The 15,732-nt window shown below is 42.3% G+C and carries 16 protein-coding genes and 1 pseudogene; 7 read left to right on the forward strand and 10 right to left on the reverse strand.

What is annotated here, in order from left to right:
- Positions 1–322 precede the first annotated feature (322 nt).
- From RMY63_RS39185 to RMY63_RS39210, 6 genes are all read right to left on the reverse strand, one after another.
- Positions 323–2,095, reverse strand: coding sequence for an ABC transporter ATP-binding protein (locus RMY63_RS39185; RefSeq protein ID WP_322733832.1), 1,773 nt, complete (start codon positions 2,093–2,095; stop codon positions 323–325).
- Positions 2,096–2,166: 71 nt separating this feature from the next.
- Positions 2,167–3,195, reverse strand: a complete 1,029-nt coding sequence (locus tag RMY63_RS39190; protein WP_322733833.1) for an iron-siderophore ABC transporter substrate-binding protein — start codon at positions 3,193–3,195, stop codon at positions 2,167–2,169.
- A gap of 73 nt (positions 3,196–3,268) precedes the next feature.
- Positions 3,269–5,992, reverse strand: a complete 2,724-nt coding sequence (locus RMY63_RS39195) for a TonB-dependent siderophore receptor (protein ID WP_322733834.1) — start codon at positions 5,990–5,992, stop codon at positions 3,269–3,271.
- Between the two features lie 202 nt (positions 5,993–6,194).
- On the reverse strand, positions 6,195–7,178 hold the full coding sequence (locus tag RMY63_RS39200; RefSeq protein ID WP_322733835.1) for an AraC family transcriptional regulator: 984 nt from the start codon (positions 7,176–7,178) through the stop codon (positions 6,195–6,197).
- A 765-nt stretch (positions 7,179–7,943) separates the two neighbouring features.
- Positions 7,944–8,426 carry a hypothetical protein gene (locus RMY63_RS39205; protein ID WP_322733848.1) on the reverse strand — a complete coding sequence of 161 codons (483 nt, stop codon included), beginning with the start codon at positions 8,424–8,426 and terminating at the stop codon, positions 7,944–7,946.
- Positions 8,427–8,510: 84 nt separating this feature from the next.
- The gene (locus RMY63_RS39210) at positions 8,511–9,011 is read right to left on the reverse strand and encodes a tyrosine-type recombinase/integrase (protein ID WP_322733836.1); all 501 of its coding nucleotides are present in this window, start codon (positions 9,009–9,011) and stop codon (positions 8,511–8,513) included.
- A gap of 289 nt (positions 9,012–9,300) precedes the next feature.
- Here RMY63_RS39210 and RMY63_RS42050 point away from each other — a divergent pair.
- A pseudogene (locus RMY63_RS42050) lies at positions 9,301–9,925 on the forward strand (Tn3 family transposase); the annotation flags it as partial.
- 294 nt (positions 9,926–10,219) lie between these two features.
- On the opposite strand, the gene RMY63_RS39225 reads toward RMY63_RS42050, so the two are convergent.
- The 4 genes from RMY63_RS39225 to RMY63_RS39240 all read right to left on the reverse strand — a co-directional run bounded on the left by RMY63_RS39225 (position 10,220) and on the right by RMY63_RS39240 (position 11,578).
- Positions 10,220–10,588, reverse strand: coding sequence for a hypothetical protein (locus tag RMY63_RS39225; RefSeq protein ID WP_322733839.1), 369 nt, complete (start codon positions 10,586–10,588; stop codon positions 10,220–10,222).
- A gap of 9 nt (positions 10,589–10,597) precedes the next feature.
- Positions 10,598–10,801: a hypothetical protein gene (locus RMY63_RS39230; protein ID WP_322733840.1), complete on the reverse strand. Its 204-nt coding sequence runs from the start codon at positions 10,799–10,801 to the stop codon at positions 10,598–10,600.
- Between the two features lie 167 nt (positions 10,802–10,968).
- Positions 10,969–11,151 carry a hypothetical protein gene (locus tag RMY63_RS39235; protein WP_322733841.1) on the reverse strand — a complete coding sequence of 61 codons (183 nt, stop codon included), beginning with the start codon at positions 11,149–11,151 and terminating at the stop codon, positions 10,969–10,971.
- Complete coding sequence (locus RMY63_RS39240; RefSeq protein ID WP_322733842.1) at positions 11,102–11,578, reverse strand: KilA-N domain-containing protein; 477 nt, start codon at positions 11,576–11,578, stop codon at positions 11,102–11,104. Before RMY63_RS39240 ends, RMY63_RS39235 begins: the two co-directional genes overlap by 50 nt.
- A 167-nt stretch (positions 11,579–11,745) precedes the next feature.
- Between RMY63_RS39240 and RMY63_RS39245 the strand changes: the two genes are divergently transcribed.
- From RMY63_RS39245 to RMY63_RS39270, 6 genes are all read left to right on the forward strand, one after another.
- Positions 11,746–12,036: an XRE family transcriptional regulator gene (locus RMY63_RS39245; protein WP_229475544.1), complete on the forward strand. Its 291-nt coding sequence runs from the start codon at positions 11,746–11,748 to the stop codon at positions 12,034–12,036.
- 165 nt (positions 12,037–12,201) lie between these two features.
- Complete coding sequence (locus RMY63_RS39250) at positions 12,202–12,405, forward strand: hypothetical protein (RefSeq protein WP_322733843.1); 204 nt, start codon at positions 12,202–12,204, stop codon at positions 12,403–12,405.
- A 165-nt stretch (positions 12,406–12,570) separates the two neighbouring features.
- Positions 12,571–13,173: a hypothetical protein gene (locus RMY63_RS39255; protein WP_322733844.1), complete on the forward strand. Its 603-nt coding sequence runs from the start codon at positions 12,571–12,573 to the stop codon at positions 13,171–13,173.
- A gap of 101 nt (positions 13,174–13,274) precedes the next feature.
- Positions 13,275–14,180 (forward strand): hypothetical protein, encoded by a 906-nt coding sequence (locus RMY63_RS39260; RefSeq protein WP_322733845.1) that lies wholly within the window; start codon positions 13,275–13,277, stop codon positions 14,178–14,180.
- 435 nt (positions 14,181–14,615) lie between these two features.
- Positions 14,616–14,831 (forward strand): hypothetical protein, encoded by a 216-nt coding sequence (locus tag RMY63_RS39265; protein WP_322733846.1) that lies wholly within the window; start codon positions 14,616–14,618, stop codon positions 14,829–14,831.
- 229 nt (positions 14,832–15,060) lie between these two features.
- Positions 15,061–15,615, forward strand: coding sequence for a hypothetical protein (locus RMY63_RS39270; protein WP_322733847.1), 555 nt, complete (start codon positions 15,061–15,063; stop codon positions 15,613–15,615).
- The last annotated feature ends 117 nt before the right edge of the window (positions 15,616–15,732 follow it).

The raw sequence follows: 15,732 nt of genomic DNA on the forward strand, positions 1-15,732 counted from the left end.
TCTCTAGTTAACTTTTCGTTACATACTTGAGATTTTTCCCGCCCACTTACTTACTCACCAGTATTTCCCCAATCATACTTTGTAGTTGATATTACTATGTATTGCGGATCTGGTGGCTATGCTTTTTTTATGTTCGTAACTATAAACAAGATTAATCATTTATTTGTTCGCGTAATAGATACGCGAACAAGCTCTTTTGTCCAAAGTCCAAAGTTATCCATAAGTACAGCTAAATCAAGGAAATTTTTCAGTGCTAGTTCAACTGCTCTCTAAACTTGTATAAAATAAACCTATTATTATCCAATATAGTTAAAATAAAGTATTAATAAATCCCAGACTGTACTCGCCACAAACTGGCGTAAATACCATTGTTTGCCAGTAACTGCTCGTGCTTACCCTGCTCAACAATTTGACCGTCATCCATCACATATATGCAGTCGGCATTGCGAATTGTGGAAAGACGATGAGCGATCGCAATTGTCGTCCGATTTTGGGTAATCATCGTTAACGACTTCTGAATAGCTGCTTCCGTTTCATTATCTACCGCAGAGGTAGCCTCATCCAAAATCAAAATAGGTGGGTCTTTGAGAATAGCACGAGCGATCGCCAGTCGTTGTCGTTGTCCTCCAGAAAGTTTCTGTCCCCGTTCGCCCACAATTGTGTCATAGCCCTGGGGCAGTTGCTCGATAAATTCATCGGCTGCGGCTAACTTGGCTGCATGGATAATCTGTTCTTGATTGGCATGGAAACTACCGTAACAAATATTTTCAGCAACCGTACCGTGGAACAAAAACACGTCCTGACTCACCCAACCAATACATTGCCGTAAATCGAATAAATTGAGGTCGCGGATATCTATGTCGTCAATTAAAATCCGCCCACTCTCTACCTCATAAAAGCGGAGCAAAAGCTTAACTAACGTACTTTTACCTGAACCCGTTGCTCCCACAATGCCGATGGTGGTTCCAGCAGGAATCTGTAGGGACAAATTTTTGAGTATATGGTTGCGCTCATTGTAGGCAAAGGTAATATGATCAAATTGCACTTTACCAGCCACAGTTTCGATTGCTAAGGAGCGATCGCCTCCTGGAATTGCAATCGGGGTATCCAGTAAACCCATGACACGACGTACCGATGCCATCGCTCGCTGATATTCATCCATGATTTTACTTAGTTCGGTGAAGGGCCATAGTAAATCTTGAACAATAAACACCATAAAGCTATAGGTTCCCACACTCAGACGACCCTGTAGCACTTCCCGACCACCTAGATACAGCGTCAGCACAAACCCAAACAAAATCAGAAATCGCAGCACTGGCTCAAAGGCTACACTCAGGGCGATCGCTCGTTTGTTACTGCGACGATAGGCTTCACTTTCAGTATAAACCCGATTGCTTTCATAGGCTTCGGCGGTAAAGCTTTTAATCGTGGCAATACCAGAGAGGTTGTTAGCGAGACGATCGCTAATGATTCCGGCACGATCGCGCACACTGTCATAGCGGGGAGCTAACCGGAATTGAAAGGTGAAGGTTCCCCACAGAAGAAATGGGATGGGTAGCATCGCCAACCAGGCAATACTGGGAGTCAGAAGCACAAAGCAAATCCCCACCGCAAATACTCGTGTGAAGAAGCCGATCAGGTCTTCAGCGCCAGAGTTGAAGAAGCCTTCAAGCTGGTTGATGTCATCATTGAGAATAGATAGCAGGATGCCCGTGCTACGGTCTTCAAAATACGCCAGTTCTAGTGATTGTAAGTGATTATAAGTATCGACTCGCAGTTCGTGCTGTAGGGTTTGCGCTAAATTGCGCCAGAGTTTTTCGGCTGTATATTGGCTGAGGGATTCCAAACCCCAGGTGGCGATCGTCAGCAGTGACAGCACTAATAACTGAGTTAGGGAATTTTGAATGCCAAACCGAGCAATTAACGAAGTTTCTCGTTCGACTACCACATCTACTGCAACACCGATGAGATAAGATGGTGCTAAGTCTAATAGGGTACGCAGAATCGAGCAAAAAATTGCACCCCAGATTTTGGGTTGGTAGGGTTTGGCATAGCAGAGTAGACGCAGGAGGGGATGGAGAAAGGGTTTTGGCATTGTAGTAGGAATGGTGGTTTACAGTTTTGCGATAGGTTTAGAACTTATTGATGAAATATCCCCTGAGTTTTTTAGCCCCGTCTAGGAAAGTAAGGGTCTTGTTTTCCTTCTAAAAGATACTTAGCAAGGTCATCCAGAAAAAGATTCATACCAATGGGACCATAAAATTCCCAGCTTCTTATGTCCGCAATGTAAGCCTTACCATTCTTAAATGCTTTCAGCGATCGGATTAAGGGATGCTGATATAGAAGTGGTGAAGTGTTGTTAATATCAGCAATAAAAAATAGAATATCAGCATCAAAGTCACTAATCTTCTCAATGCTGATTTGAGTAAAATATTCTTGCCTCAGAAGGATTGGTTTAATGGGCAAATTAAGATCTTGGAAAACCTGGTAGTAGTGTGAAGAATTGGCTAAAATTTCAAAGCTGTGGTAATAAGTGTAAATTACTGAGATTTCCAAGCCTCGTAATCGATCGCCCAACTGATTCTTAAACTCTGCAACACGCTCCTGGTATTGAGCAAGAACTTCTTCCCCTTCCTTCTCTTTTCCCATAATTTTGGCAATATGGCGAAAATTTTCTTTGATGGGTACTGGTATTTTGTCTTTCCAAGTATCTATGAGGACAGCAGGGGCAATTTTCGATAGCTGTTGATACGCTAGTTCAGATTGATTTGCTAGCAAAATCAAGTCTGGTTTTAGCTGCAAAATTTTTTCCAAAGAAGGAGTACTTTCTGCCCCCACTGATTCAATTCCTTCAACCAGTTCAGGTAGTAAAGCTGGAAAAAATCTTTTTCCACTCCAATCTTGACCATCACCAAAATGATCAACTGCGGTACCGACTGGTTTGATACCGAGTGCTAGTAAAGAATCGAGTATAGCTTGAGCATCTAAAGTAACAATACGCTTTGGCTTTAGTGGGATGCAGGCTTCACCGAGTCTATGCTTGATGACTCGACACTCGGACGTAGCTTTTGCTTGTGCGGTTGAAAGATTGTTTTTTGAGGTGCTGGGCTTGTGACAAGCAGTAATCATCAACAGAACTGATAAAGCCACTAGCAGAAATGGCTTTATCAGACGATGTATTCGGCGAGTCATCATGATCATTTTGATGTTGCTCACGCAATTAAACAGGATTCTGCTCATGATCTAATCAACAACTTTGAATTGTGAGTTAAAATTCCCAACTGATAGTACCCGTGATTGTAAAAGGGTTACCTCTGTAGACATCAAACCTACCGTAAGCAATTTCTGCATAGTCTATATCGAATAGATTGCGAACATTGATCGCTGCCCTGAAACCATCTCTTCGATAAAAAAGCGCTGCATCAGTTCGGAAGTAACTTCGGAGTACCGCCTCATTTGCCAGGTCGGCTTGCCGCTCACCGACATAAAATAATCCTAATCCAAGTCCCAACCCTTTCAAATCTCCCTGCTGGATTTCGTAGGTTGTCCAGAGACTAACTTGATTTTCGGGCACATTTGCTAATCGGTTGCCGACAGGAGTAGAGTTATCCTCAGTCACTTTGGCATCCGTATAGGTATAGGAGCCAATGACTTTCCACCCAGGCAAAATCTCACCTGAGATATCCAACTCAATCCCTTGACTGCGCTGTTCCCCAGTCTGCACAGAGAAGCCTTGAAACGCCAATACGGGATCGGGATTGGGCGTGATCACATTGGTCTTAGTCAGACGGTAGGCGGCTAAGGTGGTGGAAAGTCTGCCGTCTAGAAAATCTGCTTTGACTCCAACTTCGTACTGGGTTCCCCTGGTTGGCTGAAAGTTTCTTGTTCCATCTGCGGCAAAGCCAAAGGTAGAAGGTCTAAAGGAGCGACTGTAGCTGGCATAGAGAGAAACTGTTTCGCTGGGTTGATACACCAGACCAAGCCGGGGGCTAAACGCACCATCATTTAGAGAGCTGCTCTCAAAACCAGTTCTTTGAACCTCATCAGAAGCCCAATCATAGCGACCTCCAATCAGGAGCTTCAGGTTATCGCTGAATGCAATTTGATCCTGAAGATAAAGCCCGTAGGAGCGACTCGCAAGCGTGAAGTTGCTGAAGGATGAAAAGGGAAGGTCTGGAACATCATAGTTTGGATTGCGGATATCGAGATCGGGCAGACCACTGACATCAAAAAGAAAGCGGTCATCATCCAGCTCAAAATCGTTTATGTCAAACCCTACTAAAACCTGGTGCGAAATTGTGCCAGTGTTGAATCTCCCCAACAATTCAATTTGCCCAAAATAGTTGTCTTCCCTAGTGGGAGAGTTCTGACTAAAACCGTTAGAGAATGTCAAAAAGCGATCGTCCCGAACCCCACCGGGGAAAGTTCCGTTGCGCTCATAGCGGTTTAGCTGTACTGCAAGACTATTCCGAAGCTGCCAGTTATCGCTAAAGCGATGGTTGAACGTGTAGCCAATTCTTTGTGTCTGATAGGACGCATCCTTTGTATTCAGATAGCTCGTAAACAAATTTCGAGGGGTTATGAAGCTACCATCCGGACGTATCACATCTGAGAAAGAGGTCCCAGTGTTTAAAGTGGCACGGCTAAATTCATAGTATAGATTCAGGCTAGTCTGCTCGCTAAAGTTCACAGTGATGGAGGGCGCAACTGAAACCTGTTCACTACCGGTGAATTCTTTGAAGCCGTCCTGTGTTTCATACCCAGCAATCAAGCGATAAAGCACTTTTTTATCAGTCGTCAGAGGACCTGAGAAATCAATAATGGGTTGATAAAAATTACGGTTTCCTGCCTGAAATTCAAGCCTGTAATAGGGTTCACTTAACGGTTGGCGAGTCACCGTATTGACAATTCCACCTGGATCGATCGCACCAAAGAGAACTGAGGCGGGACCTTTGAGAACTTCTACTCGCTCAATGGTTCCAATGGGATCTAATGCATAGATCTCATTACCTTGAGACAATCCGTTGCGGAAGTTGCCTATTTGCTCGAATCCTCTGATGTATCTACCACCCGCTGTGACAGTATTACCCCCGTCAAAAGTACCTGTAACACCACTGACTGTTTCCAGTGCCTCGTTTAGCCTTGTCACATTTCGGTCTTCAAGTACCTGTCGCGGCACCACCTGAATTGATTGAGGAATATCTCGCAATGGTGTATCCGTTCGCGTCGCTGTACTCGCATCTGGTACGTTATACCCATCCTGCTCACCTGTCACCACCAACTCAATCGGTTCATCTTGCTGTGCTGATGGTTGCTGTTGCGGTGTCTGGTTTTCTGGCTTCTGTTCGGCTTGCGGCGTTTGGGGCTGTTGTGGTGGCTGTGTCGCTGTTGCAGTAGAAGCTATCCCAAAAACCAGCCCTGCATCATCATCATATAACTCAACTGTTGGTAAAGACTTCTCACCCACCACCATCACTCGCACAGTATTTGCATCAATATTTGTAACCGTTATTTCAGTAATTCCCTCAACTGGTTTTTCCGAACGAAATGTAAAAGCATTGCCATCAGCTAAACGTAACTGCCCACCAGCTACATCTACAATAAAATTATTACCCGTACTGCGATTTGTGACTTGCAGTTGAGTTCCAAGTGGTGTCTCTAAAATTACCTCCACACCTTGGGGAGTGGGATTTGCTTTTACACCCGTAATCGGTATAACTACCCCTGGGGTCGCGGGTGGGTTGGTTGGTGCTGGTTGTTGTACCAACATTTGAGCGTTAGTTGCGGGAAGTTCGATGTCGCTCAGTTGGGGAATATTTTTACTGACTTCCTGCTTGGCGATCACATTTAGCTCTGTAAAATTAGATTTATGTTCCTCATTGCTTAATTTTTCCTCAGCCAATCCTGGCCCAATTGCAACAATACCTAAAAATCCAGATAGACTAACCACCAACGACAAACGAACACCGACAAACAACTGCCAACGCTTCATAATAGTTCCTTAAAATAACTCCTGACACTTTTTGAAAAGCAAAATACAAAAGTCCCTCAACCTGCTTAAAAAGCTGGCTAAGAAAAATTCGGATACCTGGGATTATTGAAAATAGTTTTTATTTGCTTTGTAAAGCTGAGTATATAAAAGAGTTAGCAATCAAGTCTACTCAAAAAGGGCATCTATCTACTCAAAAAGGGCATCACGCTATTTTATTACCTGATAAACACTGGCTTGGTGTGATGCAGAATCGGCGCTTAAAAGCAGCAGCAAAGTGTCCTGGGTTAGAATAACCAACTTGATTAGCTACTTCGGCAACGGTAATGTTTCCTTGTCGCAGTAACTGTTCTGCACAGTCCATGCGTCTATTGGTCAGATAGCCAAACACTGTTGTACCGAAAAGTTCAGGAAATCCGCGTTTAAGGGTGCGAGTACTTACCCCTACCATCGCGGCTAATTCTAATAATGAGGGGGGATTATCGAGACGGGAGATGAGAATTTTCCTTGCGTAATCAAGTCGGGTGATGGTTTTTGGCTTTAGGCGTAGTGGCGATCGCAATTTATGATCATCTGCGATCAGTGGAGCTAGTTGTAATGCCATCAACTCCAACACCTTACCTTGCAAATATACCTGCTTTGTTATTCCTTGAAAACGACAGTTAATAATTTGCTGTGCTACTCCCTGTATCGCTGGAGTGGTTTTTGGGTAAAGTTGTGTCTGCCAGTCATTACCCTTTGCTAGTAGTTTCAATTGAGGAAGCATTTCTCCATCCTCTCCAGGGAAGAAATTTATCAACATCGACGGTGGCATCAAAATTTGAACGCCTAAAATATGTTGAAATTTCTCAGTCTCGTCAGTCATCTTAGGTTGAATCCCACCACCTGAAATATGTGTGTATCCTTCCCCAAACCTTCCGTAGTCGCTTTTGATTTTTCCTGAAAGTAGGACATCAAAATGTAGGGGATGTTCGGAAAGGGGTATTTCACGACGCACATCATCGTGATATTGCCAATTAAAAATTGAAAGCCAGAGATGTGGAAAGACCTCTATGTTTCTTTCACAACCTTTGCCCAGTTGTTTGGGTATTTGATAAATAGTTTCAAATTTCTCTGGATTTTGCGAGTTGCTACGTTCGGCTTCCTCCCACAGTTCGGAATCTTCTTTGTGCGTTAGGGTGATGGTCATGACTGGTGTTGAGTAATGATAATTTATATATAATGATAAATTTTATCAATAAAAAGCTAATTGTGATTTGAAGGGAGCAACGCGATTTTGTGAGGTTGGGCGAAAAAGGTGCGATGCCTTCGGCGGGCTACGCCTACGCTAAAAATCTTATTTAAGTATAAGGTAATTTTATTTACAATAAAAACATGGTTAAACACGATAATTTATCTTGATGAGATATCTCAAAAAGATTACTGGCAAGTTATTTGACGATTATTTGCAAGAATATCTGCAACGAGGTCTTTAATGCTTAGTATCAATTATGTCGACAAATGACTGAAGAGCAGAATTAAAGTATAAATTTTATCAAGCAGTTTGGGGTTTAATAAACGAGTTAAAGATAGAATCACAAAAATTATCCCAACTTTTAGCTATCCATTGACAACGAAGATGCAACATAATTTCCGCATTATTTTGTAACCAAAACTTACTATTTCCTTGTAGGCATTCCCTGTTTTGATGTCAGATATCAAAACCTTTACTCCAAAGGGAATCCTACCTTTTTTTAGCCAGAAATAATAAATCATATTTATATCTGAAAATAAAAATAAAATTTTAACAGTGTTAATACTGTCTTACTTGTTGTAAATATTTATATTGTACTGAAGCTAGTTTTTAGCGATCGCTTCTTTTTTACCCGACTTCACAAAATCGCGTTGCTCCCCTGCGCGTTAAGCGTAGCTATGCCGCAGGCTTTACGCCGTCCCCATTCTTCAATTCCCATGCTTAAGTTAACGGTAGTTCAGCACCGGAGTCTTCCCCAAAAAGCCAGTCGCTATCACTATCAGCATTACCTTCGCCATCCACTTGAAGATTTAAAGAAGGCACCAACTGTTCAATTTGGCTTTCAAGTCGGGAGATTGCAAACGTCAAAGAAGCAAGTTGCTCCCTATCCTTCTTAATTTCATTTGAAATCCCCACCCGCAATTGATTTAACCGTTCCTGGAGGGTATGTACTTCCGTTTTGCTTGCAGAAGGGATACTCACTTTCTCTGACAAGGCGGCGATTTGAGCTTTCAAAGCTTCTATTTCGGCAGCAGTTGCACTATCTGCATCATCTGGACTCTCTTCTACAAGTGCATTTCTAATACAATCCAGCACAAACTCTTTAAAAGTTAAGCGCAACTCCTCAGCACGGTGCTTGGCCTGCTTCACCAACTCCCGGTCTTCTTCAGACAGAAGTTTTATATTTATCTGCGGATATTCCACCAGGGTGGCCGCCGAGATACGTGCAAAATGGGACACGTTGTAAAGTTTTGTAAAGAAATCAGGTTGAAACCATTGATTTTAGGTTCAGTCGAGCCAGAAATTTTGGAAGCGATCACTCGATAGTTCTGTGTAGCGAATAGTGTGTTGAATATTCTTGTGTCCCAGATAAGCCTGAATAGCTCTAGTGTCATGACCTTTAGATGCCAGATAAAACCCGCAGGCATGACGTAACATATGCGGATGTACCGATAAAGCTAAACCAGCAAGAGTGCCAGCACGACTAATAATATTAAAAGCTGTGGCAGCAGCCATCGGAGTACCACGCTCAGAAACAAACAAATAAGGGGAAGCAGGATATGAGCGTTGTAGTTGTCGTAGCCACCTTAACTCTCTGGCACGTAAAGGATGCGTTGAACTGATACCATGCTTGAGTCGATTGATATGAATTGTGCCACTAGAAAAATCTACCTGCTCCCATCGCAGTGCTACCAATTCTGCTACACGTAGACCGTGACGATAAGCCAGTAAAATTAAAGTTGAATCTCTGTGACCATGCCGCCCTGTTGATGAAGCGGCTTTAATCATGGCTTCTACTTCATGGGGTAGCAGATATTCTCGTGTGCGTTTCTCTAGGTTTGTGACTTTTTTAGGTGGAGAATACTGTGAGAATTTAGGCTTTCCTAATACTGCTTCTGAGTTTACCTTGACACTAAAATCTTGGTTGACGGACACGGCGGCGGCTGTGGATGCAGGTTATCCCAATAACCACCAATTTATTATTAATGATGAAGGCGAACCGATACTCAAAAAGTATCAGCGTAACGAGTTGAGTGTTGCGGCCATTGCCTTAATAGAGAAAATCGAAGACAGTTTTCCAGAAAGAAATTTAATCGATATCCTCAGAAATGTTGACTACTGGACAAATTTTACCCGTCACTTTGGGCCTCTGTCAGGTTCAGATCCTAAAATTGAACGTGCGACAGAACGTTATCTTTTAACGACGTTTACTTATGGTTGCAATTTGGGGCCTACTCAAGCGGCCAGACATATGCGAGGTATTGTCACCGCGAAGGAACTGGCATTTGTCAACCGTCGCCATGTGACTGTGGATAAGCGTTTTCTTGCTGCAATACATATCGGATATGCAGCTAAGAAAAGAAATTACTGCTGTGACGAATATTGTGGAGGCTTATCATAAATTCTCGAAGTGGTTTTTCTTTGGCGGCTTTGGGGTTGTGATGAAGAATGACCCCATTGAACAGGAAAAGGTGATTAAGTATAAGGATTTGGTAGCAAATGCTGTTTTGTTCCAAAATGTTGTAGATTTAACTGATATATTGCGTGATTTACAGAAGCAGGGATATTTGATTAGTCGTGAGGATGTGGCGGTTGTGAGTCCTTATATTACGGCTCATGTTAAGCGGTTTTGTGATTACTTGATTGATATGGAGACTGTGCCACCTTCATTGGATGAGGTCGAAAGTTTAGTGCTTGCTTAAGCGGCTGGAATCCTTGTAAATCGCCGATTTTTTGTTGATTTCTTAACATTTCTTTACAACGTGTCCCATTTTGCACGTATCTCGGCGGCCACCCAAGTACTGCCACCCGATCCTCATGGGTTTGACAGAGATAGAGATGGGATTGGGTGTGAACGATAGATGTGATTTTAAGAAGATTTTGGACAGCCTTTGGAAGTAGAAATCGGACAAATTGTAAGCTGAAATACCTAAAACTTTGTTAAGAGAAGAATAAAGCTATCGTTCATTTGGAAGAAGAAAATGCTTGAAAACGTGTCATAGTTGTACCTCAAACTCTGGAATAAAATGAGGAGCAATTGTTTTTTGCAGGTTAATCATGACTAACACCGTTTCTATCTGGGCTACATCTACATCATGCCCAAAAACTGTTTGTCTACCTGAGTAAGTGCCGTGTAGCATGAAGTATGAAAGGTACCGCCTGCCTTGTTCGTTTCCTTTCTCGTGGATGGCATCGCTAATAAAATCGACTGCAAGCATATTTAGTATCGTTTTGTACTGCCAGTCTCTTAAAGACTCAACACCTAGCCATTGGGCGACGGTTGAAGAGAGAAAATAGCCATAACCTTGATAAAATCTGTAGGCAAGGCTGATTTCTTTACCAGTTTCATCAATCTGTTCTTCCACTGTTTCACCTCAGTTGCGTTCATTAAACAATTGTGTAATGCTTGGCAACCACCGCAGTTGAAAAACAGTCTGATTTGAGCCTTTGGCGATCGCTGCAACCATCCGCCCCCACTGTTTACCTGACTCAGTAGGACGATATGGGATTTTCCGGTCATCTGTTCTGTATTGCAAACCAGCATGAACTAGCCAGTTGTTCACTGCTACTGCGCTCATTCCAACTACCTCACCAATATCTGTAGGCTTAACCCTGTTTTGTCACTCTGGGAAAATAAAAATCAAAGCCAAATTTTGAACTGTAGATAGAACGGGCATTTGAGCGTTTATTTTCTAACACAATGGCTGAAATCATTGTTTTTTGGTAAAGTCTTATGCTGTAAGCATTACAGATTATTCTCTCCCGAAAGTGATAAAAGAGGGTTAAGGTATGCATCATCGCTAACGTTGGTGCAAGCGATCGCACTTTTTAATTCATCAGCTGCTGGCTTCAGTGCCGGGTTGACTTTTGTGGCGGCGTTAATGGCTAACTGCGCGGTGAGAGATTTTTCTAAGGAATGCGAATTCACCTAGCAGCAGGGCTAACTGTGCGGCTTCATGGGATGGGGCTAAATTCTGAGGTGTTTGCTCTTGTACTACCTCTATTTCACTTGCAAGCATTACCGTCATTAAGGTTCTGTTTGCCCAAATGCGAAATGAAACAGATACCCATCGGGCTAAATCAATGGCGATTTCTGGATGAACCCAAGTACCTTGTTCCTTGCCATACCCTTCAATTTCAATTATTAGAGACGATATGGGAATTCCCATATCGTTCCCAAGTGCTTGTAAATAGTCTTTTGTAGACTTTAGCCTTATGTAGTCAGACAAAAGTTTACGGTTAGCTCTAGCCATTTGGGTAGCATTAACATACCCAAATGGTATTGTGTATTTGCCTATCCGCCCAGACTGGAGCATTTGGTTGATTTCTGAATCACGCCAAAAGTGTGTCAGCATTATAATTGGCTTACTTTTTGTAAATGAGTTTTGCAAAGCGATCGCGTTGCTTCCGGGCTGGCGATCGCTTTTGCGTTATCACTACCTCAGTGTAATCAAAAAACTCTAAAAACACAAGTTGGTGTTGTAAATTAGAGGAGAGCTAAATGACAGAGGAGGTCTGCTTTGTGAAACTGTCCTATGTATCTCGTTTTACTTGGGATGAAGAAACAGCACAGCGATTGAGAAAACTACGGGGTAAAACTAGCCGAGATAAATTAGCGATTCAAGCTGGTCGCAGCAATACTTTTATCCAAAACCTTGAATGGGCAAACCCTGGAAATAGACCAGAATCAATTTCCAAAGAAGATGCGTTTGCTATTTGTAATGCGCTTGATGTACCTATTTGGAAGTTATTTCCAGCGTTAGTAATCAATCCTGAAAGTTTACAAGAAATATGCAAAACTCTATTGACATAATACAACATGGTGTTGTAGATTATATATACAAGAGAGGAATTGAACGCGATGCCTCTCAGAGAAAGGAAGAAGCGCTCAAAACTCAAACCAATCAAATTGAATTAGCAACAAAACTATTAGAAACCAATAGCCGGCGGGATAAGTAGCCGCAGCCGTAAACTTGTAATGGCCAAGCCACCGCGAGATGATTCCGATGACCTACCACGTCTAAAAACTGGTTGTAAAAACTTCAATCTTTTCAGAATTAAGGCGATTATTACTCCTCAGTATGTAATCGCCTTTTCAATTGTTTCGACATGGCTGTGGCTGTACAGAGGGCGCGATAAATCCGATATCTTCTCTACAGCTTTCTACTGTCTGGTGTTTTGACTATCAGTTAATACGCTTTACCCTTGAACACTTTTATAAGGCTTCGCCAATTCTAGATTGAGAGTGTTGTGCTTTCAGCACAACAAACTGAGTAATAAAAATAGGACGATCGCTGTCCGTGGAAAGTCTGCGATCGCCTTTCTATCCAAAAGGAATCTTAAAATTATGCCACAAGTTGCAACAACTGTAACCCCTTGCGTCAAGGTTGAAGAATTGAGAGTAATCGAAATCAGCTTCTACGACCACGAATATTATGCTGGTAGACAGCTGATAGCCACTATTACTCATGATGATGATTTAACACAACCTTGGGTAGTAATGGTGAACGACAAAGAAGTTCATCGTGCTGCTACCCTAATGCTTTGCCATCGCTATATCTGCTTGCAGTATAAGCGAGGAACTCTGCCAGTACAGGAAGAAACCCCAGTCGCTACAACGGGGAATGAAGTTATGTGCTCAATAGCCGCCCAGTGTGAGCAGTTCGGATTTGAATTGTTAGACGACGGCATCTATAAGGATGAACAAAAACTCGGTTCTATCGGTTGCACTGATGGTTGTTGGTGGGTTATTCGGGCAACTTCAGTGCATCAGCAGAAAATTCCGTGTGATTCTGCCCTTGATGCGGTGTGGGAATTATCGATGGTAGAACTGACGCAACCATCTCGTGAGGAACTGCTGGGTAAGCCGTTTGACGAACTCACGCCACAGGAATGGGAGCGGCTACGGGAATATCAGCCAGTTTTAGAACGGGAGTTGGTAGCGGCGTAGTTAAAGGGAAAAGGCGATTGCTGACAAGGCAGGGCGATCGCTTTTGTACCAAACTCTAATCAGAAATAGCAGTATGATACAACACGATTATTACTGATAACATGACCCAACAACCTCATGATAAATTTGCCAAGCAGTTTTTAGAAGAGTTACTTTCTCCCTTTGGGGAAGTAAAAACTAACAGGGAAGTAACTGATGAAACAAGATTTGTTGATGTGTTATTTTCGCCAACACCAACATCTGCGGTTGATGCAGAAACTTTAGGATTATTGGGTAGAATTGCGGTATTAAATACTACTTTACTAGAACCGTTTCGCAATCAACCAAGTAGAACAGAAGTACGTAGTTGTCTTCAAAAATTATTTACTGTGATTGCAGACGCACAACGTAAAGCCAACAGGGAAGACACAATAATAGCAGAGAACGAGCTAGCACAACTGTGGATTATTTCTCCAAGTGCTTCCAAAGCTCTGCTCAAGGCTTTTGAAGCTAAACTAGATTTAGACAATTGGATGAGCGGAGTGTACTTTCTGCCTCTTGGTTTAAGGGCAGCAATAGTAGCGATTAACAAGCTACCGTCAACTCCAGAAACACTATGGTTTAGACTCTTGGGGAGGGGAAAAGTACAAATCCAAGCAGTAAGTGAACTGGTTGCCCTTCCACCAGAGAATATTATCCGCCGTAATGTTCTTGAAATGGTTTACAGGTGGCGTATCAGTGTAATGACACAAACAGATTTAACTGAAGATGACCAGGAGTTAATTATGAATTTAACAGAAGCTTACCAAGAAGCAAGAGCGCAACCGGTACAGGAGGGAGTGGAGCAAGAACGCCGTCAGGTTGTAGAAAACTTGTTGAGATTCCGGTTTGGTTCTGTGGATGAAGAACTCTCAAGAGTAGTTAATACTTTGTTGCAGTTATCACCAGATGACTTTGCAAGATTTTTACTGGAATTGTCTAGTTTATCCCGTGAAGAGTTGTTAGCAAGATTTAATTCACACGAATAACCTGTAACTACAAATAATTAGTAATAAAAAGCGCTTTTGTGAAATCAAGAGCGCTGTTTTATTGGCTCTACGCATCATATATCACAAATAAACGGCTGCGCCAATGCAAAAGTGAAAATGCTTTTGGTATAAACAAATGAACCCTCAAGAAAATGCCGATTGACTTGCTGCTTTGATGCGCCAAGAGGAACTACTTAAACAGTTGGTTGCTTCGATTCACGCTCTCCTCGTCAGTCATTCTCGCTGAAGACCGCAACGACAAAACAACCCCAACTAAAGCTTTACCCTACCAATTAATTACTTACATGAAGTAGTAAAAACTGGTGAATAAGTAGTAAAAGCTGTAAATAACCCAACTCTCAAAGAAACAGAGAAAAAGAATGCCATTTGGCTAATTCTCAAGAAACATTTGCAAGAATAAAGTTGTAAAGGGATATGTTACACATCGGATTCAATAAAGAAGATAACTGTTTTCATGGAAACACAGATGAGGAGCTTGAATCTATCTGGCGTTCGAGATATGATCCTAAACTCATTAAAAAGCGCGAATCTATAGGTGGCGGAGAAATTCAGAAACTTAAGCAGCAACGATTAGCGATTGTTGCTGAATTAATTACTAGAGATATGAGAAAAAATGGCGAGATTGAGTAGGCGGTAAAATGTGAGTCAAATATGACACCTGAAATTCCTTGTCCAGATGGTTTGAAGCAGAACTACTCAAGCGAATTAACGGGCAAGAAAGGCAATAAAAACTAATTATTAACCTATGATTAAGGCACTTTTGTTTTCACAGAAGCGCTGTTTTATTGCTCTACACTCCACATATTAGAACTTAACGGCTGCGCCAATGCGAAAGTGAAAATGCTTTTGGTACAAACAAATGAACCCTCAAGAAACATCGGATTTACTTGCTGCCTTGATGCGCCAGGAAGAATTGCTCAAGCAGTTAGTCGCAGCAATCAATAAGCCGAAACTAGGACTACACTCTGAAGCTGGCATTTGCAAAATCTACTGCAATCGTCAGCACGGGGGACTGTGGTACACACTAAATGGTGAACCGAATGATGTCCCCCAAACTGCCTTAACTGGATATCTTAAAGAACTACGGTTTGAGAATACAGAACGCCGCAAAAAAGAAACCTGCAAGTTGCTGATAACTATGCAAGCAGACCGGACATATATCTTAGAATCAGGCTACGACACGCATTTTTCAAAGTGCATACTTGCGGCAATCGCAACTTTGACCCCAGAACAATTGTATTCTCCCATCACACTACAGCCTACTCCAGGGACGACAGATGAAAATGTGTTGTTCTGTCGGGTATGGGTAGAGTCGGAATTAATCAAAGCATCTTATGGTGAAGAAACGGACTGGCGCGAAATCAGTAAACAAGCAATTGCTGTAACAAAAACTGCGAATGAGATGGCGTTTTAACTCGTTGTAAACAGGGTTTGGGCAATTGTAATTAGATGTTGCTCAAGCCTTGTCTACAGCTAATATAGCAATCGTCAAGGTGGTTAGGACAAACAGTATAATCTATGAGTAAAGTAA

Source organism: Nostoc sp. ChiQUE01b (genome assembly GCF_034531255.1).
GTDB lineage: Bacteria > Cyanobacteriota > Cyanobacteriia > Cyanobacteriales > Nostocaceae > Nostoc.